23 protein-coding genes are annotated in these 24,872 nt (G+C 65.7%); 9 read left to right on the forward strand and 14 right to left on the reverse strand.

Features of this window, described 5'->3' with window-relative positions; all coding sequences use genetic code 11:
- Positions 1 to 16: 16 nt before the first annotated feature.
- The 8 genes from ASE64_RS02760 to ASE64_RS02795 all read right to left on the reverse strand — a co-directional run bounded on the left by ASE64_RS02760 (position 17) and on the right by ASE64_RS02795 (position 9,544).
- The gene (locus ASE64_RS02760) at positions 17 to 1,306 is read right to left on the reverse strand and encodes a thymidine phosphorylase (RefSeq protein WP_055775579.1); all 1,290 of its coding nucleotides are present in this window, start codon (positions 1,304 to 1,306) and stop codon (positions 17 to 19) included.
- A 47-nt stretch (positions 1,307 to 1,353) separates the two neighbouring features.
- Positions 1,354 to 1,797, reverse strand: a complete 444-nt coding sequence (locus ASE64_RS02765) for a cytidine deaminase (RefSeq protein ID WP_055775580.1) — start codon at positions 1,795 to 1,797, stop codon at positions 1,354 to 1,356.
- A 10-nt stretch (positions 1,798 to 1,807) separates the two neighbouring features.
- Positions 1,808 to 3,091, reverse strand: a complete 1,284-nt coding sequence (locus ASE64_RS02770) for an ABC transporter permease (protein ID WP_055853084.1) — start codon at positions 3,089 to 3,091, stop codon at positions 1,808 to 1,810.
- Between the two features lie 17 nt (positions 3,092 to 3,108).
- Positions 3,109 to 4,395, reverse strand: a complete 1,287-nt coding sequence (locus ASE64_RS02775; protein WP_235480473.1) for an ABC transporter permease — start codon at positions 4,393 to 4,395, stop codon at positions 3,109 to 3,111.
- Complete coding sequence (locus ASE64_RS02780; RefSeq protein ID WP_055775581.1) at positions 4,392 to 5,927, reverse strand: ABC transporter ATP-binding protein; 1,536 nt, start codon at positions 5,925 to 5,927, stop codon at positions 4,392 to 4,394. The genes ASE64_RS02775 and ASE64_RS02780 overlap by 4 nt, the downstream gene beginning before the upstream one ends.
- Before the next feature lie 108 nt (positions 5,928 to 6,035).
- Positions 6,036 to 7,115 carry a BMP family lipoprotein gene (locus ASE64_RS02785; RefSeq protein ID WP_055775586.1) on the reverse strand — a complete coding sequence of 360 codons (1,080 nt, stop codon included), beginning with the start codon at positions 7,113 to 7,115 and terminating at the stop codon, positions 6,036 to 6,038.
- 216 nt (positions 7,116 to 7,331) lie between these two features.
- On the reverse strand, positions 7,332 to 8,387 hold the full coding sequence (locus ASE64_RS02790; protein WP_055775589.1) for a BMP family lipoprotein: 1,056 nt from the start codon (positions 8,385 to 8,387) through the stop codon (positions 7,332 to 7,334).
- Between the two features lie 38 nt (positions 8,388 to 8,425).
- On the reverse strand, positions 8,426 to 9,544 hold the full coding sequence (locus tag ASE64_RS02795) for a mannose-1-phosphate guanylyltransferase (RefSeq protein WP_055775592.1): 1,119 nt from the start codon (positions 9,542 to 9,544) through the stop codon (positions 8,426 to 8,428).
- A gap of 141 nt (positions 9,545 to 9,685) precedes the next feature.
- Between ASE64_RS02795 and ASE64_RS02800 the strand changes: the two genes are divergently transcribed.
- From ASE64_RS02800 to ASE64_RS02820, 5 genes are all read left to right on the forward strand, one after another.
- Positions 9,686 to 10,837 carry a glycosyltransferase family 4 protein gene (locus ASE64_RS02800; protein ID WP_055775595.1) on the forward strand — a complete coding sequence of 384 codons (1,152 nt, stop codon included), beginning with the start codon at positions 9,686 to 9,688 and terminating at the stop codon, positions 10,835 to 10,837.
- A 185-nt stretch (positions 10,838 to 11,022) separates the two neighbouring features.
- Positions 11,023 to 11,457, forward strand: coding sequence for a succinate dehydrogenase, cytochrome b556 subunit (sdhC, locus tag ASE64_RS02805; protein WP_082465943.1), 435 nt, complete (start codon positions 11,023 to 11,025; stop codon positions 11,455 to 11,457).
- On the forward strand, positions 11,457 to 11,909 hold the full coding sequence (locus ASE64_RS02810; RefSeq protein WP_055775601.1) for a succinate dehydrogenase hydrophobic membrane anchor subunit: 453 nt from the start codon (positions 11,457 to 11,459) through the stop codon (positions 11,907 to 11,909). The genes sdhC and ASE64_RS02810 overlap by 1 nt, the downstream gene beginning before the upstream one ends.
- 11 nt (positions 11,910 to 11,920) lie before the next feature.
- Entirely contained in the window at positions 11,921 to 13,723 is a 1,803-nt protein-coding gene (gene sdhA / locus ASE64_RS02815; protein ID WP_055775604.1) for a succinate dehydrogenase flavoprotein subunit, read from the forward strand.
- Positions 13,723 to 14,481: a succinate dehydrogenase iron-sulfur subunit gene (locus ASE64_RS02820; protein WP_055775607.1), complete on the forward strand. Its 759-nt coding sequence runs from the start codon at positions 13,723 to 13,725 to the stop codon at positions 14,479 to 14,481. Before sdhA ends, ASE64_RS02820 begins: the two co-directional genes overlap by 1 nt.
- A 76-nt stretch (positions 14,482 to 14,557) precedes the next feature.
- Here the strand turns inward: ASE64_RS02820 and ASE64_RS02825 are convergent, their stop codons facing one another.
- Positions 14,558 to 15,475 (reverse strand): DUF559 domain-containing protein, encoded by a 918-nt coding sequence (locus ASE64_RS02825; protein WP_055775611.1) that lies wholly within the window; start codon positions 15,473 to 15,475, stop codon positions 14,558 to 14,560.
- A 196-nt stretch (positions 15,476 to 15,671) separates the two neighbouring features.
- On the opposite strand from ASE64_RS02825, the gene ASE64_RS02830 reads away from it, so the two are divergent.
- The 3 genes from ASE64_RS02830 to trpS are packed head-to-tail and all read left to right on the forward strand — an operon-like array spanning position 15,672 to position 18,707.
- On the forward strand, positions 15,672 to 16,781 hold the full coding sequence (locus tag ASE64_RS02830) for a YihY/virulence factor BrkB family protein (RefSeq protein ID WP_055775614.1): 1,110 nt from the start codon (positions 15,672 to 15,674) through the stop codon (positions 16,779 to 16,781).
- A gap of 9 nt (positions 16,782 to 16,790) precedes the next feature.
- Complete coding sequence (locus tag ASE64_RS02835) at positions 16,791 to 17,639, forward strand: exodeoxyribonuclease III (protein WP_055775617.1); 849 nt, start codon at positions 16,791 to 16,793, stop codon at positions 17,637 to 17,639.
- Between the two features lie 57 nt (positions 17,640 to 17,696).
- Positions 17,697 to 18,707: a tryptophan--tRNA ligase gene (gene trpS, locus ASE64_RS02840; RefSeq protein ID WP_055775618.1), complete on the forward strand. Its 1,011-nt coding sequence runs from the start codon at positions 17,697 to 17,699 to the stop codon at positions 18,705 to 18,707.
- A 19-nt stretch (positions 18,708 to 18,726) separates the two neighbouring features.
- On the opposite strand, the gene ASE64_RS02845 is transcribed toward trpS, so the two are convergent.
- On the reverse strand, positions 18,727 to 19,860 hold the full coding sequence (locus ASE64_RS02845) for an FUSC family protein (RefSeq protein ID WP_235480474.1): 1,134 nt from the start codon (positions 19,858 to 19,860) through the stop codon (positions 18,727 to 18,729).
- 42 nt (positions 19,861 to 19,902) lie between these two features.
- On the opposite strand from ASE64_RS02845, the gene ASE64_RS02850 reads away from it, so the two are divergent.
- Complete coding sequence (locus ASE64_RS02850) at positions 19,903 to 20,337, forward strand: RbsD/FucU family protein (protein ID WP_055775621.1); 435 nt, start codon at positions 19,903 to 19,905, stop codon at positions 20,335 to 20,337.
- A gap of 101 nt (positions 20,338 to 20,438) precedes the next feature.
- Here the strand turns inward: ASE64_RS02850 and ASE64_RS02855 are convergent, their stop codons facing one another.
- The 4 genes from ASE64_RS02855 to ASE64_RS02870 form a co-directional block, all read right to left on the reverse strand.
- The gene (locus tag ASE64_RS02855) at positions 20,439 to 21,425 is read right to left on the reverse strand and encodes a D-ribose ABC transporter substrate-binding protein (protein WP_055775624.1); all 987 of its coding nucleotides are present in this window, start codon (positions 21,423 to 21,425) and stop codon (positions 20,439 to 20,441) included.
- A gap of 62 nt (positions 21,426 to 21,487) precedes the next feature.
- Positions 21,488 to 22,609 (reverse strand): ABC transporter permease, encoded by a 1,122-nt coding sequence (locus ASE64_RS02860; RefSeq protein ID WP_055775627.1) that lies wholly within the window; start codon positions 22,607 to 22,609, stop codon positions 21,488 to 21,490.
- Positions 22,606 to 24,225: a sugar ABC transporter ATP-binding protein gene (locus tag ASE64_RS02865; RefSeq protein ID WP_235480475.1), complete on the reverse strand. Its 1,620-nt coding sequence runs from the start codon at positions 24,223 to 24,225 to the stop codon at positions 22,606 to 22,608. The genes ASE64_RS02860 and ASE64_RS02865 overlap by 4 nt, the downstream gene beginning before the upstream one ends.
- Positions 24,222 to 24,869 (reverse strand): DUF2291 family protein, encoded by a 648-nt coding sequence (locus ASE64_RS02870; protein WP_055775631.1) that lies wholly within the window; start codon positions 24,867 to 24,869, stop codon positions 24,222 to 24,224. The genes ASE64_RS02865 and ASE64_RS02870 overlap by 4 nt, the downstream gene beginning before the upstream one ends.
- Between the last annotated feature and the right edge of the window lie 3 nt (positions 24,870 to 24,872).

The following is a 24,872-nucleotide window of genomic DNA, read 5'->3' on the forward strand; positions in this document are numbered from 1 at the left end:
CCATGGTTCGTGCCGACTACTCGATGCGCTCGGCTACCAGCGGTCCCCTCGGCGTCCAGTCGGCGGCGTCGCCGATGCTCCACGCGCCCTCGACAGCCTCGAGCGCCCGCTCGAAGCGCTGCGGCTCGTCGGCGGAGAGGGTGAAGAGCGGCTGGCCGGCGGTGACCGTGTCGCCCGGCTTGACGTGCAGATCGATGCCGGCGGCGTGCTGCACCGGATCTTGCGCACGCGCACGTCCGGCTCCGAGCCGCCACGCGGCGATGCCGAAGGGCAGGGCCTCCTGCGTGAGCAGAACACCGTCGCGATCGGCCGTCACGACGTGGGTCTCGCGCGCGACCGGCAGAGCGGCATCCGGGTCGCCGCCCTGAGCCTCGATGACCCGACGCCAGGTGTCCATGGCGCGGCCGTCGGCCAGCGCCTTCTCGACGTCGGCGTCGGGCTGCCCCGCGAGGCGCAGCATCTCTTTCGCCAGCGCGATCGTGAGCTCCACCACGTCGGCAGGGCCTCCGCCCGCAAGCACCTCGACCGACTCGCGTACCTCGTTCGCGTTTCCGATGGCCAACCCGAGCGGCACGTTCATGTCGGTCAACAGAGCCGTCGTCGATACACCGGCGTCATTGCCGAGATCGACCATCGTGCGCGCGAGCTCACGCGACTTGTCGATGTCGACCATGAATGCGCCCGAGCCGAACTTGACGTCGAGAACGAGCGAGTCGGTTCCCTCCGCGATCTTCTTCGACATGATGCTGGATGCTATCAGCGGGATGGCCTCGACCGTTCCGGTGATGTCGCGCAGCGCGTAGAGCTTCTTGTCGGCGGGAGCGAGACCGGAGCCGGCGGCGCAGATGACGCCGCCCACGTCGCGCAGCTGCGCGAACATCTCGTCGTTCGTGAGGTCTGCGCGCCACCCGGGAATGCTCTCGAGCTTGTCGAGGGTTCCGCCGGTGTGGCCGAGACCGCGACCCGAGAGCTGAGGTACGGCGACGCCGAACGACGCGACCAGGGGCATCAGCGGCAGAGTGATCTTGTCGCCCACCCCGCCGGTGGAGTGCTTGTCGACCGTCACCTTGCCGAGGCCCGCGAAGCTCATGCGCTCACCAGAGGCGATCATCGCGAGTGTCAGGTCGCGGATCTCCTGGCGCTCCATGCCGTTGAGCACGATCGCCATCGCCATGGCGGCCATCTGCTCGTTGCCCACGAACCCGCGGGTGTAGGCGTCGACCAGCCAGTCGATTTCGGCGGTACTGAGGGATCCGTGATCGCGCTTGGTGCGGATCAGGTCGACGACGTCGAAGGATTCTGACACGGATGGAGCCTTTCTGATGTTCCCTTCGACGAGCTCAGGGATCGGGGTTAGTGCGTTTCGACGTAGGCCTGCAGCGTGCGCGGGCCGAAGGCATCCGGCAACACCTCGTCGATGGTGCGGATGCCGGAGACGGTCTGCAGGAGCATGCCGGGCGCCGAGTGTTCGTAGAGCAGCTGACGGCAGCGGCCGCAGGGCATGAGCGCGTTGCCGTCGCCGTCGACGCAGGTGAAAGCCACCAGGTGTCCCCCGCCCGTCATGTGCAGCGACGAGACGAGCGCGCACTCCGCGCACAGCGTGAGCCCGTAGCTGGCGTTCTCGACGTTGCATCCGGAGATCACACGGCCGTCGTCGACGAGGGCTGCGACGCCGACCGGGAATCTCGAGTACGGGACGTAGGCCTTCTTCATGGCCACGAGGGCCTCGGCGCGCAGCACCCCCCAGTCGATGGCCGCGTCCTGTTCGCTTCCGGATGCCTGTTCGATGTCGGTCATATCGGCTCTCCTAGGACTTTATATACGCTTTGCCGGATGCGGCAGGCCCTCGGACACGGCCGACCACCCCCGCGACCGCGAAGATCGTCACGAGGTAGGGCAGCATCAGCATGAACTCGCTGGGCACGGGTGAACCGATGATGCTCAGCACACTCTGCAGGTTCGACGCGAATCCGAAGAGGAGGGCGGCGAGCGTCGCCCTGATCGGATCCCAGCGGCCGAAGATGACCGCCGCCAGCGCGATGAATCCGGCTCCGGCCGTCATCTCTTTGTTGAATGACCCGACAGAGCCCATGGTGAAGTACGCACCACCGAGACCGGCGATCGCTCCGGCGAGCGAGACGTTCCAGAACCGGGTGCGGGCGACGTTGATTCCCACGGTGTCGGCAGCCTGCGGGTGCTCGCCCACGGCGCGCAGACGCAGCCCCCAGCGCGTCTTGAAGAGGGCGAAGAAGACGACGGCGACCGCGACGTAGAGGATGTAGACGATGATCGTCTGGCGGAACAGCACAGGCCCGAGAATCGGGATCTCGCTGAGGCCGGGGATCGGGAGCCGGGGCAGCCGGATGGTGGCGCTGTTGTTGAGCAGATCGGTGTTCTTGGTCAGCACCTGCGAGTAGAGGAAGCTCGTGAGGCCCGTGACCAGCACGTTGAGAACGACACCCACGATGACCTGGTCGACGAAGTACTTGATCGAGAACGCCGCCAGCACGAACGACACGAGCACACCGGCGGCCATGGCCGAGATGAGACCGAGCACGGCCTGGCCGGTGACCGACGCGACCACGGCCGAGACGAACGCGCCCGCGAGCAGCTGCCCCTCGATGGCGACGTTCACCACACCGACGCGCTCGGAGATGACGCCGCCGAGGGCTCCGAAGACGAGCGGAACGCTCAGACCGACCGCTCCGACGAGGAGACCGGGAACGGGGATCGTGGCGCCGGCCGCTGCCCATGTGAGGAATGCGACGAGGAACAGGAGGGCGAACACGACCGTGATCCAGAGCCGGACAGGCCGGTTGCGCGACACGAGGAATGCACTGTAGGCGGCCAGGGCCACCAGCAGAACGGTGAGCACGATGCCGGTCGCACGCGTCGGCGCCTCGATCGTGGGGATCTGTACGAAGTCGGAGTCGGTCGACAGCCGGAATCCGCTGACGCCCTCTCGGCCGAAGACGACGAAGAGGAGGATCGCGATGATCGAGAAGATGCCGAAGGCGATCGGTGCCTTCCAGCTCTTGACGACGGTCTTCTCGAGAGCCGGCGGAACGGAGTCCGGATGGTTGTGCTGCAGCGGCGCGTCTTGGATGGTCACTTGGTCGCCTCCGCAGTCTGAGTGCGCGGTCGTCGGAGTTTGACACCGCTCGGTTTGGGCAGCCGGAACACCGCGCGCACGAGCGGGGGCGCCGCGATGAAGAGCACGATGAGGGATTGGATCACGACGACGATGTCGATGGGGATTCCCTCCGACGCCTGCATGGCGAAACCGCCGGCCTTGAATGCGCCGAACAGGATTCCGGCGAAGAAGATGCCCCACGGCTTGGAGCGACCGAGCAGCGCCACGGTGATGGCGTCGAAGCCGATGCCCGCGTCGATGCCCGAACTGAATCCGGTCGTGACCGTGCCGAGAACCTGCGCGACGCCGGCGAGGCCGACGAGGCCGCCCGACAGGAGCATCGCGTAGATGTACATCTTGTTGACGCTGATGCCCGCGACGCGAGCGGCGTTCGGATTCTCGCCCACCGCGCGGAACTGGAAGCCGAGATTCGACCGGTTGAGCAGGTACCAGACGTAGATCGTGGCCGCGATCACGAAGATGAATCCCCAGTGCAGATTGAACTGCGGGCCGAGGAGGTCGGGGAACACGGCTGTGGGGAGCGCAGCCGGCGTCTTCGGGTTGTTCGAGCCGGGAGCCTGGAGCAGTCCGGGGGTCTTCAGCATGAACGAGATCAGGTAGAGGGCCACGAAGTTGAGCATGATCGTGACGATCACCTCGTGCGCTCCCGTTCTCGCCTTCAGCAGTCCGACGATTCCGCCCCAGAGAGCACCACCGATGATGCCGGCGGCGACGGCGAGAATGAGGTGCAGTCCGTAGGGCAGCTCGAACGACCAGCTGACCCACCCGGCGCACGCGGCGGCGATGAGCATCTGGCCGCGGCCGCCGATGTTGAAGAGTCCGACGCGGAACGCCAGCCCCACACCGAGACCCGCCGCGATGAGCGGGGTGGCGAAGGTGAGCGTCTCGGTGAGCGGCTTGATGCCGGCGATGAAGCCGGGGCGACGGAAGTTGTACACCGCACCCTGGAACAGCGAGGTGTAGGCGCCCGAGACGGAATCCCAGACCGCCTTGATCAGGTCGCCGGGGCGGGCGAAGAAGTACCCCGCGGCCGTAGAGACCTTGTCATCGGTGAGGGCGATCAGGATTCCGCCCGCGAGCATCGCCAGCACGACGGCCAGAACCGAGATCATGGCGCTTCCGCCCACGATCTCGCGCATGACTCCGTGCCAGCGCGGCTCGGCGATGGACGCGTCGGGCTTCTGGGGCGAGGATGCGACGGGTGGGCCGGAATCGACGGGTGGGACTGTGGGCTGGCTCACGCGGCCGCTCCTTCGGGTGGGGAGGTGACGGAATCGGGTACTTCGCCGGCCATCATGAGTCCGAGCACGTCGCGAGACGTGTCGCCCGGCACGATGCCCACGATCGTTCCCCGGTACATCACGGCGATGCGATCGGCGAGCGCGACGACCTCGTCGAGCTCGGTCGACACGACGATGACCGGAATGCCGGAGTCGCGCGTCGCAACGATGCGCTTGTGCACGAACTCGATCGAGCCGACGTCGATTCCGCGGGTCGGCTGGGCCGCCATGAAGAGGCGCAGGTCGCGGCTGAGCTCGCGAGCGAGCACGACCTTCTGCTGGTTTCCGCCGGAGAGACGGCCGACCGGAGTGGTGATGCCCTGGCTGCGGACGTCGAACTCCTTCGACTTCTGCTCGGCGAATTCCTTGAGGTAGTTGAGCTGGAGTGTTCCCGCTTTGACGAACGGCGGCCCGTCGCTGCGGTCGAGCATCAGGTTCTCGGCGATCGTGAACTCGCCGACGAGACCGTCTTCTTTTCGGTCTTCCGGCACGAAGCCGATTCCCGACGCGAGCACCTGCTTCACAGACAGACCCCGGATCGACTTGCCGTCGAGCGTGATCTCGCCGCGCACGCGCTGCTGCAGACCCATGATGGCCTCGGTGAGCTCGGTCTGGCCGTTGCCCTGGACACCGGCGATCGCGAGGATCTCACCCGCCCGAACGTCGAAGCTCACATTGTTGACCACCAGCTGGCCGTGGGGGTCGACCACCGAGAGATTGGAGACGACGAAGGCGTCTGCTCCCGGGGTGGCCGGATCTTTGTGCACGGTCAGCTCGACCGCGCGACCCACCATGAGCGAGGCCAGCTCGGCATTCGTCGCCGTCGGCGACGCCTCGCCGACGACCTTGCCGAGGCGGATGACCGTAATGCGGTCGGCCACCTCACGCACCTCGCGGAGCTTGTGGGTGATGAAGACGATGGACGTACCGGCGGCTTTCAGCTGCCTCATGATGGCCATGAGCTCATCGGTCTCCTGAGGCGTGAGCACGGCGGTGGGCTCGTCGAACACGAGCACCTTGGCGTCGCGCGACAGCGCCTTGATGATCTCGACCCGCTGCTGCACACCGACGGGCAGATCGTCGACCAGCGCATCCGGGTCGACGTGGAAGCCGAACCTCTCGCTGATCTCACGCACCTTCTCGCGTGCGGCGCCGAGGTCGAGCACGCCGGCCGCGTTCGTCTTCTCGTGGCCGAGCATCACGTTCTCGGCGACAGTGAACACGGGGATGAGCATGAAGTGCTGGTGCACCATACCGATTCCCGCCGCCATGGCATCGCCCGGCCCTGCGAAGTGCTGCACGACATCGTCGAGCAGAATGTCTCCCTCTTCGGCCTTGTAGAGGCCGTAGAGCACGTTCATCAACGTCGACTTGCCTGCGCCGTTCTCACCGAGGAGACAGTGGATCTCGCCCGGCTCGATCGTGAGGTCGATGTGGTCGTTGGCCGTGAGTGCGCCGAAGCGCTTGGTAATGCCACGGAGTTCGAGCTTCATAGAGACAATCTACCCATCAGTTCGATGCGTGAAGAGCGCGCTTAACGCGATCGGGGGACCAGCCTTGGCTGGCCCCCCGATTTCACGCGGGTTGAACGGTTCGTACGACTACTTGCTCAGGTACGAGGAGACCTTGACGTCGCCCGAGACGATCTTCGCCTTCAGGTCGTCGATCTCGCCCTGGAGCGAGGGGTTCACCTTCGACTCGAAGTCGTGGAACGACGCCATGCCGACTCCGTCGTTCTCGAGCGTTCCGACGTAGGGCTCGCTCGAGAAGTCACCGGCAGCGGCGTCGGTGACGACCGTGTCGGTGGCCGTCTTGATGCCCTTGAGGATCGACGTCAGGTAGAGGTCCTTGTAGGTGGGGTCGCTCTCGTAGAGGTCGGAGTCGACACCGACCATGGCGATGTCCTTGCCGGACTCCTGGATCGCGACGCCCGCGCTCTGGTAGATCGGTCCACCGACCGGCAGCAGGATGTCTGCGCCCTGGTCGATGAAGTTCTGAGCGGTGGTCTTGGCGACGTCGTTGGCTTCGAAGCCACCGGTGAAGGTAGCGGAGTCGGGGTTGTCGAGGTCGTAGCCCAGAACCTTGACGTCCTTGGACTTCTGCTCGTTGTAGTACTTGACGCCCTGTGCGAAGCCGTCCATGAAGATGGTGACGGTGGGGAAGTTCATTCCGCCCCAGGTGGCGACGATGCCCGACTTCGAGTAGTCGGCGGCCGCGTAGCCAGCGAGGAATGCGGCACCGGCGGTGTCGAACGTGATCGGCTTGACATTGTCGGCCGTGATGGAGGCATCGTCGATGATCGCGAACTCGATGTCGGAGTTCGCTTCGGCAGCAGCCTTGGTCGCGTCGGCGAGCGCGAAGCCGACCGTGACGATCAGCGTGCAGTTCTGGTCGACGAGGCTCGAGATGTTCGGAGCGAACGCGGTCTCGGAGTCGGACTGAACGGTGACGGGCTCGACGCCCAGCTTCTTCGCGGCGTCGTTGAGACCCTCGAAGCCAGCCTGGTTGAAGGACTTGTCATCGAATCCACCAGCGTCGGAAACCATGCAGGGAAGCGCGTTCGAAGCGGCGGCGTCTGTCGAACCGGTTTCGGCCGGCGCGGATGCGCAACCGGCGAGGAGTGCGGCGAAGCCGAGGGTGGCGATGCCGCCCATGGCGGCACGGCGGATGGTCTTGCTCAAGATGTCCTCCAAGGATTGCCCCGCGATGAAAGCGGAGCGCAGGGCTGTGTGGTTTCTCACGTTACCTAATGTGACGCGAGTCGAGACGCCTGCGCACGGCATCGCGGCCCAGTCGTTACAAAGACGCGTTCGCGCCGAAACAACCCCGAAATGTTCACCGCGAAAAAGCCCGAAAGACGCCGGCTGCGCCGCTCGGCACGGCGTCGAGCGGACCGGCTACGGCGTGCTGGGGCTCGTGACCTCGAGTGCGCCCGAGACGATGTCGGCCTTCAGCCCGTCGAGTTCGGCCTGCAACTCGGGCGTGACCGCGGCCGCCTTGTCGTGGTAGGGCGCCAGCGCCACTCCCCCGTTCTCGAGGGTTCCCACGAAGGGCGTGTTGTCGAACGAGCCGTCGAGGTCGTCGCCGACGATCTGCACGACGGCGTCGCCGGTGTTCTTCAGCACGCTCGTGAGGATGATCGACTTGTAGGTCGCCGGCAGCGTCTCGTAGCCGTCGTTGTCGACCCAGACGATCGACACGTTGGGGTTCTCGAGCGCCGCCGCTGCCGCACCCTCGCCCACCTGGCCGGCCACGGGCAGGATCACGTCGGCTCCCTGGTCGATGAACGCCTGGGTCGTGACCTTGCCCTTGTTGATGTCTTCGAAGTCTCCGGTGAACACACCGTCCTGGGCATCCTTGTTCCATCCGAGGGCCTGCACGGCGGTGCCGTGCACCGCGTTGTACTTGGCGACGCCGTCGACGAAGCCGTCCATGAAGAGGGTCACGGGGGGCTGGTTTCCCCCGCCGAAAGTAGCGACCTTGCCGGTCGCGCTCGTTCCCGCCGCGAGGTATCCGGCCAGGTACGCGGCCTGGGCGGTGTCGAAGACGATCGGTTTGATGTTCTCGCCGTCGACCTGCTCGTCGACGATCGCGAAGTGCACGTCGGGGTTCGCCTTGGCGGCAGCCGTGGTCGCGTCGGCCAGCTCGTAGCCGACCGTCAGAACGAACTGGCATCCGCTGTCGACGGCCTGGGTCACGTTGGGCGCCAGGTCGGTCTCGTTGGTCGACACGATCACCTCGGCGTCGATCGAGAGGTCGGCCTTGGCCTTCTCGAGGCCCTCCCAACTCGACTGGTTGAACGAGCGGTCCTCGAGGCCGCCGGAGTTGGTGACCATTCGGGCGCAGTAGTCGCTGGCCGTCTCGGAGGTCTCGGGCGCCGGAGCGCATCCGGCGAGCACGAGGGCCGACGCGGCCACGACGACGACGGAGCGCAGAACAGATGAGGTCGACATGCAGAAGACACTAGTGGCTCGGTGGCCCGAGCATGAGGTCAGAGAACGTCGCCCGAACCGCCGAGGCGGAGAGCGTCGACGACCGACTTGACCCGCTGAGCGTGCTCGCTGGTGGTGACGAGCAGCGCATCCGGGGTATCGACGACCACGATGTCCTTGACGCCGATGAGGCTGATCACGCGGCCGCTCTGCGAGACCACGACACCGCTCGACGAGTCGGAGAGCACGCGTGCGTTCTTGCCCAGGATGGCGAGCTCGGAACCGCGACCGGTGGAGTGCAGTTTGGCGATGGAGGCGAAGTCTCCGACGTCGTCCCAGCTGAAGTCGCCGGGCACGACCGCGAGCGTGCCGTCGAGGGCAGCGGGCTCGGCCACCGTGTAGTCGATGGCGATCTTCTTGAGCTTGGGCCAGACCTGGTCGACCACGGCGCCGCGGCGAGGGGTGTCCCACGCATCGGCCAGCTCGAGCAGACCCGCGAGCAGTTCGGGTTCGGCCTTGCCGAGCTGCTCGAGCAGCTTGTCGGCACGCGCGATGAACATGCCGCCGTTCCACAGGTACTTCTTGCTCTTCAAGTACTTCTTGGCCGTCTCGAGGTCGGGCTTCTCTACGAAGCGCTTCGCGACCATCGCGGTCGAGGCGCCAGGCAGGTCGAGGGCATCGCCGGTCAGGATGTAGCCGAAACCGACAGACGGCTCGGTCGGAGTGATGCCGATGGTCACGATGTAGCCGGCGTCGGCGGCGTTCACGGCCTGCACGACGGTGTCGCGGAAGGCCTCGGTCTGGGTGATCACGTGGTCGGCGGCGAACGAGCCGATGATGACGCCCGGCTCACGGTGCTCGAGGATCGCGGCGGCCAGTCCGATGGCGGCGGACGACTCGCGCGGCTCGCTCTCGAGCACCACGTTGATGTCGGCGAGCTCGGGGATCTGCTGCTCGACGGCGGCACGGTGGGCTCGCCCCGTGACGACCATCACCCGCTGCTCGCCGGAGATGGGGGCGAGGCGCTCCCAGGTGTCGCGCAGCAGGCTGCGTCCCGATCCGCTCAGGTCGTGCAGGAACTTCGGCGCGTCCGCGCGGGAGAGCGGCCAGAGTCTCGAGCCGATGCCTCCGGCCGGAATGACACTGTAGAAACGGTCCATCGCAGAGTTCTCAGCCATGGCCCCACCATACCCATCCGAGCGTCGTGGCGATTGAACGGATGCTCACCTCGCCGCCACCGTCTATTAACCCCTGCGCCACCCGCCGCTCGTAGCGTTCGAAGCGTGCCCGGTGCATCCCCGGGCCGACGGGAGCAGCCCATGAGAGTCGCCGTCGTCACGGAGAGCTTTCTGCCCACAGTCAACGGAGTCACGAACAGCGTCTGCAAGGTGCTCGACTTCCTTGCGGACTCGGGGCACGAGGCGATTCTGATCGCACCTGCAGCGCGGAACACGCCGTCGAGCTACCGAGGGTTCGCCGTGCACGCGGTTCCTGCGGTCGCCTATCGGCAGTTCCCGGTCGGACTCCCGAATCCCCAGGTGCAGCGTGTGCTGTCGGCCTTCGCGCCCGACGTGCTGCACGCCGCCTCCCCGTTCCTGCTCGGGGCGCAGGCCATCTCGGCCGCGAACCGCATCGGCGTGCCGAGCGTGGCGATCTTCCAGACGGATGTCGCGGGGTACGCCAAACGCAATCATCTCGGCAAGGCCGCGGCTCTGGCCTGGCGCTTCGTCCGGTGGATCCACGAGGCCGCCGACCTCACCCTCGTTCCCTCATCGAGCTCGGAGCGCGACCTCGTCGCCGCGGGCGTCACCCGCCTGGCGCGGTGGGGCCGGGGCGTCGACACCGAGCGATACCACCCGCGGTTGCGCACGCATCCGGATGCCGTCGACCTGCACACGCGTCTGTCTCCGAACGGAGAGGTCGTGCTCGGCTATGTCGGCCGCGTCGCTCCGGAGAAGCAGCTCGAGCGCTTCGATGAGCTCCGCGGAATCGACGGGATCTCACTGGCCATCGTCGGAGACGGGCCGTCGACGCCATCCGTCGGCCGGCTGCTGCGCGGGATGCCCGTGGCCTGGCTGGGCAGGATGGGCGGGCAACGCCTCGCCGTCGCGTATGCGAGCTTCGACGTGTTCGTGCACACGGGAACAGAGGAGACGTTCGGCCAGACGATCCAGGAGGCGCACGCGGCCGGTCTTCCGGTCGTGGCACCCCGTGCCGGAGGGCCCGTCGACCTCGTGCACGACGGCGCGGACGGATACCTCTTCGATCCCGACGCCCGGAGCGGTGACTCGAGCATGCGCACGCTCGTCGAGGATCTCGTCATATCGAGAGACCTGCGCCTTCGCATGGGAGAGTCGGGACGACGCGCCGTGCGTGCAACCACCTGGAACTCCGTCTGCACGGAACTGCTCGGGCACTACAGGCACGTGATCGCCGCTCGTCGGCCCGTTCCCGTCGTCGAGGCAGTGTAAGCGCCCTCGTTGCTTAGGGATACCTAACAAGCATGGCCAGTCAGAACTTATAAACTGAAGACCATCTTCGCCTTCGCCCGATCCTGATGAACCTGCACGAGAAGACCGGCACGACCGCGACGAGCCATCTCCACCGATGATCTCCACCGCGAGATCAGGGCTTTCTCAACCAAGGAGGGTTGTTCGTGTCCAGAACCGAGACAGGAACCCAAGCGCCGGGTTCCCTTGCGCCCACAGGTAAGAGGCCCCAGGGCACTCTGTACCGCGGCCGCGAGGGAATGTGGTCGTGGGTGCTGCACCGCATCACCGGTATCGCCATCTTCTTCTTCCTGCTGGTGCACATCCTCGACACCGCGCTGGTGCGTGTCGCGCCCGAGGCGTACAACGCCGTGATGAGCACCTACAAGAACCCGATCATGGGGCTCGGCGAGACCGCTCTCGTCGGCGCCATCGCGTTCCACGCCTACAACGGCATCCGCATCATCCTCATCGACTTCTGGACCAAGGGTCCGAAGTACCAGAAGGTGATGTTCTACGTGGTCATCGGACTCTGGGTCGTCACCATGGCCGGATTCGTTCCCCGCCATCTCATCAACGTCTTCAGCGAGGTGGGTCACTGATGGCCACGACGATCGAAGCCCCCCGCAGTCCGTACTCCCGTGCACCGCGATCGCGCGGCATCAACTGGGAGAAGTGGGGCTGGATGTACATGCGCGCCTCCGGCCTCGTGCTGGTCGTGCTCATCTTCGGCCACCTCATCGTGAACCTCGTTCTCGGCGATGGCATCAAGGCCATCGACTTCGCCTTCGTCGGCGGCAAGTGGTCGAACCCGTTCTGGCAGGTGTGGGACTGCCTGATGCTGTGGCTCGCCATGATCCACGGCGCGAACGGCATGCGCACCCTCGTCAACGACTACGCATCTCACCGCACCACCCGGGGCATCCTCAAGGGCGCCCTGCTCTTCTCAGTCATCGTCCTCATAACGCTCGGAACTCTTGTGATCTTCACGTTCGACCCCTGCCCCGCCGGCGCACCCGCCGACCTCCTCGCCTCGTTCTGCTCGGCGAGCTGACGGCACCTGATATGACCGAGTACGCAGACGGATCCGTCGTAGACGGAGTTCACTACCACCAGTTCGACATCGTCATCGTGGGCGCCGGCGGCGCCGGCATGAGGGCGGCCATCGAGGCCGGCCCCAAGGCGAAGACGGCAGTCATCTCGAAGCTCTACCCGACCCGCAGCCACACCGGTGCGGCGCAGGGCGGCATGGCAGCCGCCCTCGCGAACGTCGAGGAAGACAGCTGGGAGTGGCACACCTTCGACACCGTCAAGGGCGGCGACTACCTCGTCGACCAGGATGCCGCGGAGATCCTGGCCAAGGAGGCCATCGACGCGGTCATCGACCTCGAGAACATGGGCCTGCCGTTCAACCGCACGCCCGAGGGCAAGATCGACCAGCGACGCTTCGGTGGCCACACCCGCGATCACGGCAAGGCGCCCGTTCGCCGTGCCTGCTACGCCGCCGACCGCACGGGTCACATGATCCTGCAGACGCTCTATCAGAACTGCGTCAAGTTCGGTATCAACTTCTTCAACGAGTACTACGTGCTCGACCTCGTGATGGTCAGCGACGGATTCGGCGGACAGCAGCCGGCCGGTGTCGTGGCCTTCGAACTCGCCACGGGCGAGATCCACGTCTTCCAGTCGAAGGCCGTGATCTTCGCAACCGGTGGATTCGGCAAGATCTACAAGACCACGTCCAACGCGCACACCCTCACCGGCGACGGCGTCGGAATCATCTGGCGTAAGGGTCTGCCGCTCGAGGACATGGAGTTCTTCCAGTTCCACCCGACCGGCCTGGCCGGCCTGGGCATCCTGCTCTCCGAAGCGGCCCGCGGCGAGGGCGCGATCCTTCGCAACAGCGAGGGCGAGCGTTTTATGGAGCGCTACGCGCCCACGATCAAGGACCTCGCGCCTCGCGACATCGTCGCCCGCTGCATGGCGCTCGAGATCCGTGAGGGACGAGGCGCTGGTCCGCACAAGGACTACGTCTACCTCGACATCACCCACCTCGACCCCGCGGTCATCGACGCCAAGCTGCCCGACATCACCGAGTTCGCTCGCACCTACCTCGGAGTCGAGCCGTACACCGAGCCGGTCCCCGTCCTTCCCACCGCGCACTACGCGATGGGCGGAATCCCCACCAACGTCCAGGCAGAGGTTCTCTCAGACAACACCACCGTCGTTCCCGGCCTGTACGCGGCCGGCGAGTGCGCCTGCGTCTCGGTGCACGGCTCCAACCGACTGGGTACGAACTCGCTGCTCGACATCAACGTCTTCGGCAAGCGCGCCGGCAACGCGGCGGCCGAGTACGTGCAGACCGCGCCGTGGGTCGAACTGCCCGACGACCCGGCGGCCGGCGTGCGCGAGCTCATCGAGAACGCCCGCAACTCGAACGGCACGGAGCGCATCGCGGTCATCCGGCGCGAGCTGCAGGAGTCGATGGACCGCAACGCCCAGGTCTTCAGAACCGAGGAGAGCCTCACCGAGGTGACCGAGGTCATCCACAACCTGCGTGAGCGCTACAAGAACATCCTCGTTCAAGACAAGGGCAAGCGGTTCAACACCGACCTGCTCGAGGCCGTCGAGCTGGGCTTCCTGCTCGACCTGGCCGAGGTGGTCGTGTACTCGGCGCGCAACCGCAAGGAGAGCCGCGGCGCTCACATGCGCGAGGACTTCCCGACCCGCGACGACGCGAACCACATGCAGCACACGATGGCCTATCTCTCGGGCGACCCCATGTCGGCCGACGCAGGAGACCACATCAGACTCGACTGGAAGCCGGTCGTCGTGACCCGTTACCAGCCCATGGAGAGGAAGTACTAATGAGTACAGCAACCCTGGATTCTCCGCCGGCACCCGCTGACGACGTCATCCCCACCTTCACCGTCACGCTCATCATCCGTCGGTTCAACCCCGACACCGACGACGAGCCCACGTGGCAGAACTTCGATGTCGAGATGTACCCCACCGATCGCGTGCTCGATGCCCTGCACAAGATCAAGTGGGAGCAGGACGGTTCACTCACGTTCCGTCGCTCGTGCGCGCACGGCATCTGCGGGTCGGATGCCATGCGTATCAACGGCCGCAACCGCCTGGCCTGCAAGACGCTCATCAAAGACCTCGACATCACGAAGCCCATCTACGTGGAGGCCATCAAGGGCCTGCCGCTCGAGAAGGACCTCGTCGTAGACATGGAGCCGTTCTTCGCGTCGTTCCGCGAGGTGCAGCCGTTCCTCATCGCTTCGTCGAAGCCCGAGAAGGAGCGCCTGCAGTCGGCGACGGAGCGCGCACGCTTCGACGACACCACGAAGTGCATCCTCTGCGCCGCGTGCACGTCGAGCTGCCCGGTCTTCTGGACCGACGGCCAGTACTTCGGCCCGGCCGCCATCGTCAACGCTCACCGCTTCATCTTCGACAGCCGCGATGAGGGCGCCAACGTGCGTCTCGACATCCTCAACGACAAAGAGGGCGTGTGGCGCTGCCGCACCACCTTCAACTGCTCCGAGGCATGCCCGCGCGGAATCCAGGTGACCCAGGCCATCGCCGAGGTCAAGCAGGCGATCATGCGGGGCAAGCCCTAGCGACTGCTCTCCTGAGTGTGCAGAAACGGCCCGTTGCGTGAAGACGCACGGGCCGTCTCTGCACACTCGACACCCGTCATTGACGCCAACCCTTGGCAAGGAGGGCGTTCCGGACCCGAGTCACTATGTCGGCACGGTCGGCATTCATGTGCTCCTTGAGGACTCGAACCACTCTCCAGTCGTTATCGGAGAGCTCTTCTAGACGGTTTACATCTCTGTGGAATTGGCGGCGGTCATCGGCATGCTGTGAGCCGTCGTATTCGACGAGCACCTTGTGACGGCGGTAGACGAGGTCGCCTCTGCCGATGAATCTGCCGTTCTTTCCGAATACGTCGATGTTCAGTTCCGGCTGCGGCAGACCTCCGCGGATCAGAAGCAGACGAAGCTCGGTCTCCCTGGGCGACTCCGAACCTGGCCGCACCAACTCGAGTGCAGCCACCAGCGAGCGGGAGCCTCGAACTCCTCGTCGAGAGTCGACGGCTCGCCGCAGCTGACCTGTCGTCTTCTGCGGATACCTGCCGCCGACGAGATGGTCACCTGCAATGACGAGCTCGTCAATCGAGAGCAGCGTCGCGCATTGGCACCACGCGTCGAGGATCGATACGACGCGTAGTCGCCGCAGCGACGCAGGCTCGACGGTGCCCGGCTTGAGCCGATGTCCCACGATGCCCACCACCCGCGGGCTCTGCGCTGGCGAGAACGTCGATACATGCAGTGGTGCGGTGTCGAATCGGCGAGGCAGCGGTATTCCGTGCAGCGCGGCGGCGGTGATGTGGGAGAACAACTGGCCGGGCGGCATGCGCACCGCGTACGCGCGACACCGCAACCAGACATCGCCGGCGTCGTGGTCTGCGGCCGAAACCCGGACTCCGTGGAAAGGGGCGGTCAGATCCTGTCGTCTGAGCCGGCCCGGGGAGACTCCGAGATCGAGGGCTGCACGCACCGAGAAGGCTCGCCCGTCGAGCCCATCGGGTAGATCGCGCCGTCGAGTCATGCCTCGATGATGCCGATGTCGTCGCGCGCCCGCGAAAGTTATCCCCACATCGCTCCGCTGCTCTCCCGAGTGTGCAGAAACGGCCCGCTGCGTGAAGACGCACGGGCCGTTTTCGCACACTCGGCGCCTCGCTCGGGCGACACGGGCGCGCGTCAAGCGGGCAGGGACAATCCCGACTCCTGCGTAGGGTTGGGGGGTGACCAACAGCAGCGACGACTCCGACAAACCGGCCACCGGCATCCCCGCCCTCGTGCAGAGGGTGATGAAGCTCAAGCCCGTCCGGGTGTTCCAGCACTACGCGTCGAACGGCGGACCGCTGATGGCGGCCGGCATGTCGTATCAGGCCCTGTTCGCAGTGTTCGCCGCTCTCTGGGCCGGGTTCTCGATCGCCGGGCTCGTGCTCGCCTCGAACAGACCGCTGCTCGAGGAGTTGATCACGCTCATCGGCAGCGCGGTTCCGGGCCTCATCGGAGAAGGCGGCGCCGTCGACGCGGATGCCCTGCTGAACACACCCGCCCTCAGCTGGTCGGGCGCCATTGCCCTCGTCGGACTCGCGTTCACGGCCCTCGGGTGGCTCGCGTCCGCGCGCGACGCCATCCGGCGCATCTTCTCGGTCGGCCCCGACACGACGTTCTTTCTACTCCTCAAACTGAAGGATGCCGGACTCGCCATCGGGTTCGGTATCGTGCTCGTCGTCTCGGCCGGCATCAGCATCGGCAGCACCACGCTCATCGGTCTCGCCTTCGACCTGATCGGGGTCGACAACACCTCGGGCTTCGCGGTGGTCGTGGCACGCATCGTCGGGCTGCTGATCGCGTTCGCACTGGACACCCTGGTGCTGCTCGTCTTCTACCGGGTGCTGACCGGTATCAAGATTCCCTTCCGACGCGTGATCAGCGGAGCGCTCATCGGGGCTGCGGCGCTGGGCCTGCTGAAGGCACTCGGTGGTCTGCTGCTCGGAGGGGCGAGCAACAACCCCCTCATCGCCTCGTTCGCCGTGATCGCCGGTCTGTTGATCTTCTTCAACCTCATCTGCCAGGTCATACTCATCACGGCCGCGTGGATCTCCGTCGGAGTCACCGACGTGGGCCTCGACGTGCGCGGACTCTCGCCCGAACAGCTCGACGCGGAGGCGCAGGTGAAACAGGCGGAGGCCCGAGTGGTGATCGCCGCGGCCGAGCGGGCGCGTCTCGAAGACGAGCTCCGGGATGCTCGCGGCCTGCGCCGCCGAGGCATCTCTCGACGTCTGAAGAACGCCGTCCGCGAGGAGTCGCGGTTGAAGAACGAGACCCCTCCTCCTCGCTAAACTGAGGCAATGTCTTCGACGAAAACCGGCACGTCCCTCCGCATCGCCTCTGTCAACGTCAACGGGGTGCGGGCCGCATTCCGCAACGGCATGGGAGCCTGGCTCGACAAGCGTGAGGTCGACATCCTCGCTCTGCAAGAGGTGCGGGCGGCAACGAGCGACCTCGAGAATCTGCTCGGAGACGAGTGGGACATCCTGCACGACGCGGCCACGGCCAAAGGCCGAGCCGGAGTGGCACTCGCCAGCCGCAACAAGGCTTCTATCCACCGGGTAACCCTGGGCGCCGACGACTTCGACAGCGCCGGCCGGTGGCTCGAGGCCGACTACGAGGTGGGTGGCAAGGTCGTCACGGTGGTGTCGACGTACGTGCACTCCGGCGAGGCGGGAACTCCCAAGCAGGTCGAGAAGTACAAGTTCCTCGACGCCATGGTCGAGCGGCTCCCCCGGCTGATGGAGCATAATCCCCTCTCGGTGGTCGTCGGCGACCTCAACGTCGGGCACCGCACCCTCGACATCAAGAACTGGAAGGGCAACGTGAAGCGCGCCGGCTTCCTGCCGGAAGAGCGTGCCTACTTCGACCGCTTCCTCGGCTCCGAGGGCGACCCCGACTACAACGCGGGTGCGGGCTTCGGTTTCGTCGACATCGGGCGCCATGCGGCAGGCGAGGTCGAGGGGCCGTACACCTGGTGGTCTGCTCGTGGACAGGCTTTCGACAACAACACCGGTTGGCGTATCGACTACCAGCTCGCCACCCCAGAATTGGCAGCGAAGGTCACCGACTACACCGTCGACCGCGCTGCAAGCTACGCCGAACGCTGGAGCGACCACGCTCCGGTGGTCGTCGACTACTCGATCTAGGTCCCGGCCTCCAGAAAGGCTCGGGGAACGAACACTAAGCTCAGGAACGCATCGACCATGACCAGCAAACCCCGTCTCCTCTCCGGCATGCAGCCCTCGGCCGCATCGCTCCACCTCGGCAACTACATCGGCGCGCTGATGAGCTGGAAGACGTTGCAGGAGACGCACGACGCGTTCTTCTTCATCGCAGACCTGCACGCCATCACCGTGCCCCAAGACCCCACGACATTGCGCGAGAACACGCGTCTCACCGCAGCGCAGTACATCGCCGCCGGCATCGATCCGTCGAAATCGACGCTGTTCGTGCAGTCGCAGGTTCCCGCTCATGCCCAGCTCGCGTGGGTGCTCAACACGCTCACGGGCTTCGGCGAGGCGGGCCGTATGACGCAGTTCAAAGACAAGGCGGCGAAACAGGGATCCGACGCGGCGTCGGTCGGCCTCTTCACGTACCCGATCCTGCAGGCCGGCGACATCCTGCTGTACCAGGCCGCCGAGGTGCCCGTCGGCGAGGACCAGCGCCAGCACATCGAGCTGACCCGCGATCTCGCGACGCGCTTCAACTCGCGCTTCGGCGAGACCTTCCGCATCCCGGAGCCCTACATCCTCAAAGAGACGGCCAAGATCTTCGATCTGCAGAATCCTCAGTCGAAGATGTCGAAGTCGTCGGAGTCACCGGCGGGCATCGTGTGGTTGCTCGATGACGCCAAGACCACGGCGAAGAAGATCATGCGTGCGGTGACGGATGCCGACGGCGAGATCGTCTTCGACCGTGACGCGAAGCCCGGGGTCGCCAATCTGCTGACGATCTTCTCGGTGCTGGGTGACGTTCCGATCGCCACCCTCGAGGCGGAGTTCGCGGGTCGCGGGTACGGAGATCTGAAGAAGGCGCTGGTCGAGGTCGTCGATTCGACTCTCGGACCGGTTCGAGAGCGCACCCTCGAGCTGCTGGCCGATCCCGCCGAGCTCGACCGCATCCTCGCCGCGAATGCCGACCGGGCGAACGAGGTGGCCTCGGCCACACTCGCCGACGTGTACGACAAGGTCGGGTTCCTGCCGCGATCGAGCTGACAGAGAGCGTGCGGCGCCGTCAGCGCCGCACGCTCTGCCCGGCCTCGACGACGACCTCGTGTACTCGGCGCAGATCCTCGATGAGCGAGCCGATGAGAATCCAGTGCGTCGGGCTCGGGGTGACGACCTGGAACGGTGCCGTCAAGGCGGGCAGCTCTGCCGTGCGCGGCAAGGGCTCGACGGTCTGGAGGTCGGACTCCTGCATCACGAGCCGCAGGTCGTGAGCAGCCTTTCTCATCTCGTCGGCGAGCCCGGCGACGGTGCTCTCGCTGTGCAGTGACTCGTCGTAGTTGTCGGCGAGGCCGCGCACCATGCCCGGCACCCGGCCCACAATGACGCCCAGCATGGCGAGCAGATCGTCATCGAGCTCCAACGCGTCGGAGTTGGCGCGTCTGCGAGGGTTGAACCGCAAGCTCTCCTCGGCACCCGTGACGGCCGCTCGGGCCTTGGTCAGCATCGGCGCGAGCAGCCGCACCTCGACGAGAGCGCGGTTGCGGTCGGCAGCGGTCGAGGGTTCGACGAGAAGTCGGGCGAGGCCGTCGAGACACGCGGCAGTCTCCCGTCCGAGGGCAGCCACGGCGTCGTGGGCCGGCTGGAGCCTCACCGGCGGCACGATCACGAGATTGATCACGACGGCGACGATGGCTCCCAGAGCGGTCTCGACGATGCGACCCGCCGCGTAGCCCGGGGTCTGTGAGCCGATCGAGAGCACGAGCATCGCGCTGATCGGCAGTTGCACGGTCGTCGACTGACTCAAGCGGAGCGCCCAGCCGGTCAGAAGGGCGAGGATGATGGCGAGCAAGACGATCCACGTCGACGGACCGAAGGCCAGCTCCACGAGGTACGCGATGATGACCCCGACGATCACTCCGACGGTTCGTTCGAGAGCTTTGGCGAACGACTGGTTCACGCTCGGTTGAACGACGATGATCGCGGCGATGGCACCGAAAACGGGCACCTGCTCCGGCAGGATGGCCAGGCAGACGATCCAGGCGAGGGAGGCCGCGACCGCCGTCTTCACGATCTGCAGCAGAGGCGCCCTGTCGTCTGACTGCAGCACCCGCGCGTACCGTGCCGGAGCGAGTCCCGCCTCCACCATGCGGCGGGCGAACACGCCTCGTCCGGGAGTCTCCGCCGAACGTGGTCTGGTCACCTCTCCAGCCTATTGCGCTGACAGGGCCGCGATAATGGACGCATGCTCAAGGGAATCGATCCACTGCTCAATGGCGACCTGCTGAAGATCCTCGACGACATGGGACACGGCGACCAGCTCCTCGTCGTCGATCGCAACTATCCCGCCCATGCCGCCGGCAAGCCTCTGGTCTGGCTGGGCGAGGTATCGATGGAACGGGCGGCCTCGGCCATCCTCAGCGTGCTGCCTCTCGACACCTTTCTCGACAAGCCGCTCGCCAGAATGGAGGTCGACGACGACCCGATCATCGTCACGCCCATCCAGGAGGCCGTGCTCGAGCTCGCCCAGCGTGACCACGCCTCAGCCCTCGAATACGAGATCGTCCCGCGACTCGATTTCTACGACCGGGCGAAAGAGGTCTTCGCCGTCGTGCAGACGCTGGAGGACCAGCCCTACGCGTGTTTCATCCTGACCAAGGGCGTCATCTTCCCCACCTGACGCGCACGGGGACCGGCCGACGCAGAGCGGGAATCGAGGTGAGCGGAAGAACATCCCGCTCCACCCCGACTCCCGCGAATCCTGCTGGTCGGTGAGGTCGTCTACTCGATCGCGAAGAGCGTGTACGAGTCGACGTTCGCCTTGTTCACGACGACGCAGTCGATCGACTGCTTCTCGTCTTCGCCGGTCTCGCCGGTCGTGATGAACTTGTCGGCCTGCTGCACCGCGAGCTGCGAGATGAGCACGGCGGGCTGGAGGCCCGTGGCGAGCATCTTGCCGTCTTTGATGGCCTGAGCGGCATCCGGGCTGCCGTCGAAACCGGCCACCGTGACGTTCGCCAGAAGACCCGCCTGCTCGAGCGCCGCGACGGCTCCGAGCGCCATCGTGTCGTTGCCCGCGATCACGCCGTTGACGCCCGGATTGTTCTGCAGCAGGGTCTCCATCTTGGTGAAGGCCTCGTCCTGGCTCCAGTTCGCCGTCTCGACCGCGACGCGCTTGAGGTCGGGATACTGGGAGATCACGCTGGCGTAGGCCTCCGAGCGCACACCGGCGTTCGTGTCCGACTCTTTTCCGGTGAGCTCGATGTACGAACCCGTGCCGTTGAGTGCCGTGACGAAGTCCTCGGCGACCGCGGCTGCGCCCTGGGCGTTGTTCGCCACGATCTGCGCCTTGGCGATGCCCGTCTCGTTGATCTCGCGGTCGATCAGGAAGACCGGGATGCCGGCATCCGAGGCCTTCTGGATCGGGCCGATCGACGCATCCGCGCCGGCATTGTCGAGGATGATCGCAGCGGCCTTCTGGCTGATGGCCGTGTCGATCAGTTCGCTCTGCTTGTTCGGGTCGTCGTCGTGGCTGGCAACGGATGTCTTGTACCCGAGGCTCTCCGCCTCCGCCTTGGCGGCATCGGCCTCGGCCTTGAAGAACGGGTTCTCCGTCGCGGGCGTGATGATGGCAATCAGGCCACCGGCCTTGCTGTCGCCCGATCCGGCACTGTCGGTGCTCGACGTGGATCCGCTCGAACATGCGGCGAGTGCAAAGACAGACAGGGTCGCGACTGCTGCTGCTGTCAGTGTGCGATTCAGTTTCATGAAAGTGTCCTTTCGTTCTCAAAGTTCCCGCGGGCGTCATCGTCAGCGGGTGCTGCATCCGTTCAGGTTCGAGACAGAACCGGTTCGGAATCCTTGGTCTTGTTCGCGGCCGCCAGCTCCGCGTTCTTGTTGCGCTTGATGCGCTGCTGGGCCTGATCGAGCATCACGGCGAGGATGATGACCGCACCCTTGATGAGCATCTGCCAGAAGGTCGACACTCCGACGAGGACGAGTCCGTCCGACAGGAATCCGATGACGAAGGCTCCGATGAGGGTTCCCTGCACGTTTCCCCGGCCGCCGGTCAGCGCCGCTCCTCCGATGACGACGGCCGCGATCGCGTTGAGCTCGAAAGACTCTCCCGTCTGAGGCGCCGCACTCGTGAGTTCGGACGAGATGATGATTCCCACGATCGCGGCACAGAAGCCAGACACCATGTACACCCAGAGCTTGACCTTCTTGACCGGAACGCCCGCGAGCTCGGCCGCCCGCTCGTTGCCGCCCGTCGCGTAGAGCCAGCGCCCGAACGGCGTCTTGCGAATCACGAACACCGAGATGGCGACGATCACGATCAGAATCCAGATCGCGTTGGGGATGCCCAGGATGTTGCCGCCACCGATCGCGAGGAAGCCCTGGTTTCCGAGTTCGGGCTTACCGGCGAGCTTCGGGTAGGTGCTCCCGTTCGAGATGAGCAACGCTGCACCTCGGGCGACGTAGAGCATGCCCAGCGTGGCGATGAAGGGCGCGACGTTGAACCGCGTCACGAGCAGGCCGTTGATGAAGCCGACCAGTGTGCCGATGGCGACCGAGCAGAGAACGACGACCCACACGGCGGGGTAGAGCACCACGTCGAACGAATCGATCTGCAGTCCGTGCAACAGCACACCCGCGATGACTCCGGAGAGGCCGACGGTCGAGCCCACCGACAGGTCGATTCCGCCCTTCAAGATGACGAAGAGCATGCCGATCGCGAGGATCGCGTTGTACGCCACGTGCTTGGTCATCGTGATCAGGTTGCCCGGCGACAGGAAGACGTCGCTGAGCAGCGAGAAGATGATGATCAGCACGATCAGGGCGATGAAAGCGCGACCCTCGAGGATGATCGACAGCACGTCGATGTTCGAGCGGGAGAAGCGCGACGGGCGCTTCTCTCGGGGCGAGCGGGCGGGTGTGGTGGTGGACGTCATCGGCCCTCTCCAGTCAGATCGTCGAGTGAATTCTTTTCGTCGGTGAGCGCATCGGCGACCACCTCGTCGGTTGCCTCGCCAGAGGCCACCATGACCTCTTCGCGGGTCGAGCTACGCGGGTCGAAGTCGCGCACGATACGGCCCTTCGACATCACGATGATGCGGTTGGATGCGCCGAGAGCCTCGCCGACCTCGCTGGTCGCATAGAGCACTCCGAGCCCGCGACGGGCCTCTCTCGCCATCAGGCCGAAGATCTCGGCCTTGGCGCCCACGTCGATACCCCGGCTCGGCTCGTCGAGCAGCAGGACGTCGGGATTGGTCATCAGCACCTTGCCGATAACGACCTTCTGCTGGTTTCCTCCCGACAGCGAGGTGATCGCGGCGGTCGGGCCGGCCGCCTTCACCCTCACGTCGCCGAACTGCTCTGCGACGGCCGCCTTCTCGGGGGCCTTCGCCATCCACAGACCTTTCACGAACGAGAGGATGCTCGCCAACGAGATGTTGTCGCCGACCGACATCGTCTGCACGAGCCCGTCGCGCTGGCGGTCTTCGGGAACCAGGGCCATGCCGAGGGCGATGCGCTCGGCGATGCTCTGGTCTCGAATGTCGATGCCCTTCACCGTGATGCGCCCGCTCTGCACCGGCAGCCGGCCTGCAAGAGCCTCGAGCAGCTCGGTACGACCGGCCCCCATGAGGCCGTAGAGGCAGACGATTTCGCCCTTCCGCACGGTGAGCGAGAGCCTGTCGACGGCCAGCCGGCCCGGGTTGCTCGGGTCGACGATGGTCACCTCGTCGAGCTCGAGCACCGGCTCACCGAACTCCTCGAGCAGATCGGGCGACAGGTCTTCGGCCTGCCGACCGACCATGTTCGAGATGATCCAGTTGAGGTCGATATCGGATGCGTCGGCCGTGGCCACGAGTTCGCCGTCGCGGAACACCACGGCGTAGTCGGCGATCTCCAGCGCTTCTTCGAGGTGATGCGAGATGTAGACGATCGCGACGCCGGCCTCGGTGAGCTCGTGGATGACGCGGAACAGGACCTCCACCTCGCTGCCGGACAGGGCCGATGTGGGCTCATCCATGATCAGCACGCGGGCGTCGCCGGCGATCGCTCGAGCGATCTCCACGACCTGCTGCTGGCCGAGCCGCAGATCGGCGACGAGGGTCTTCGGGCTGAGGTCCTCCTCGAGCCTCTCGAGCAAGGCGCGGGTCGTGGCCGCCTCGGCACCGAAGTCGACCACGCCTCGGCGCGTGACCTCGCGCCCCATGAAGATGTTGTCGCGCACGCTGAGATTCGGGCACAGGCTCAACTCCTGGTGGATGATCGCGATTCCTCGACGCGAGGCGTCCACCGTGTTCGCAAGGGCGATAGCCTCGCCGTCGAGTTCGAGCACGCCGTCGGTGGGGGTCTCGACGCCCGACAGGATCTTCATCAGGGTCGACTTGCCGGCGCCGTTCTCGCCGAAGAGCACCGTGACCTTGCCTCGGCGGATGTCGAAGTCGACGCCCTTCAGGGCGCGGGTGACGCCATAGACCTTGGTGATGCCGCGAGCGCTCATCACCACGTCGGATGCGGTTGTCGACGAAGCAGCCGGTCCGGTGGATGCGGGGGTCACGGTGACACCTCGAGCTTCACCGGAACAACGGAGACCAGGGCCGGATTGACCCGGGTGTACGCACCCGTGACGGTCACCGTCTTGCCCGCTAGGGATGCGACGTCGAGCGAGTCGAGGACCGTCGCCTTGACCTGGTTGTTGAGCTCGGTGCCGACCTTCTGGTACTCGAGTTGATTGGTGAACTGGTCGAACGAGATCGTCCCCGTGACGTCGCGCAGCGCCGTGCCATTCAGAGCAGGACCGACTTGCAGCTGCACCGTGACGTCGGCGGGCACACCGTCGACGGCGATGGGCACCACTCCCCCGGCGGGCGTTCCTGCCACACCGCTGAAGGTCACGGGAAAGCTGTACGAGCTCGCAGTTCCCGAGCTGTTGCCGAAGTCGGCCTCGTCGGCACCGCCGGCCAGGTCTGTGAGAAGTGTCGCCAGCGGCACAGCCTCCTTCTCGATCTGCGGCACGATCTCGGTCTCGTAGTTCTCGACGGCGAACGAGGCCGGGTCGAACGCATCGGGACTGGCCGCGGTCGCATCGGCGATGCTCACGACCTTGACGTTGAAGAACACGGCCACGACGACCACGATGAGGACCACGACCTGGACGTGCCAGGGCCTGATCGGTGAACGGGGCCGGGTATCGGATGCCATCTG

The organism is Agreia sp. Leaf210 (genome assembly GCF_001421485.1).
Lineage (GTDB): Bacteria > Actinomycetota > Actinomycetes > Actinomycetales > Microbacteriaceae > Agreia.

Bases quoted from the DNA above. Each gene is read 5' to 3' on its own strand.
- ASE64_RS02795 (WP_055775592.1), bottom strand. From the start codon at position 9,544: ATGGCTGAGAACTCTGCGATGGACCGTTTCTACAGTGTCATTCCGGCC.
- ASE64_RS02860 (WP_055775627.1), bottom strand. From the start codon at position 22,609: ATGACGTCCACCACCACACCCGCCCGCTCGCCCCGAGAGAAGCGCCCG.
- ASE64_RS02780 (WP_055775581.1), bottom strand. From the start codon at position 5,927: ATGAAGCTCGAACTCCGTGGCATTACCAAGCGCTTCGGCGCACTCACG.
- ASE64_RS02855 (WP_055775624.1), bottom strand. From the start codon at position 21,425: ATGAAACTGAATCGCACACTGACAGCAGCAGCAGTCGCGACCCTGTCT.
- sdhA (WP_055775604.1), top strand. From the start codon at position 11,921: ATGACCGAGTACGCAGACGGATCCGTCGTAGACGGAGTTCACTACCAC.
- ASE64_RS02820 (WP_055775607.1), top strand. From the start codon at position 13,723: ATGAGTACAGCAACCCTGGATTCTCCGCCGGCACCCGCTGACGACGTC.
- ASE64_RS02825 (WP_055775611.1), bottom strand. From the start codon at position 15,475: ATGACTCGACGGCGCGATCTACCCGATGGGCTCGACGGGCGAGCCTTC.
- ASE64_RS02810 (WP_055775601.1), top strand. From the start codon at position 11,457: ATGGCCACGACGATCGAAGCCCCCCGCAGTCCGTACTCCCGTGCACCG.
- ASE64_RS02800 (WP_055775595.1), top strand. From the start codon at position 9,686: ATGAGAGTCGCCGTCGTCACGGAGAGCTTTCTGCCCACAGTCAACGGA.
- ASE64_RS02765 (WP_055775580.1), bottom strand. From the start codon at position 1,797: ATGACCGACATCGAACAGGCATCCGGAAGCGAACAGGACGCGGCCATC.
- ASE64_RS02790 (WP_055775589.1), bottom strand. From the start codon at position 8,387: ATGTCGACCTCATCTGTTCTGCGCTCCGTCGTCGTCGTGGCCGCGTCG.
- ASE64_RS02850 (WP_055775621.1), top strand. From the start codon at position 19,903: ATGCTCAAGGGAATCGATCCACTGCTCAATGGCGACCTGCTGAAGATC.
- trpS (WP_055775618.1), top strand. From the start codon at position 17,697: ATGACCAGCAAACCCCGTCTCCTCTCCGGCATGCAGCCCTCGGCCGCA.
- ASE64_RS02835 (WP_055775617.1), top strand. From the start codon at position 16,791: ATGTCTTCGACGAAAACCGGCACGTCCCTCCGCATCGCCTCTGTCAAC.
- ASE64_RS02870 (WP_055775631.1), bottom strand. From the start codon at position 24,869: ATGGCATCCGATACCCGGCCCCGTTCACCGATCAGGCCCTGGCACGTC.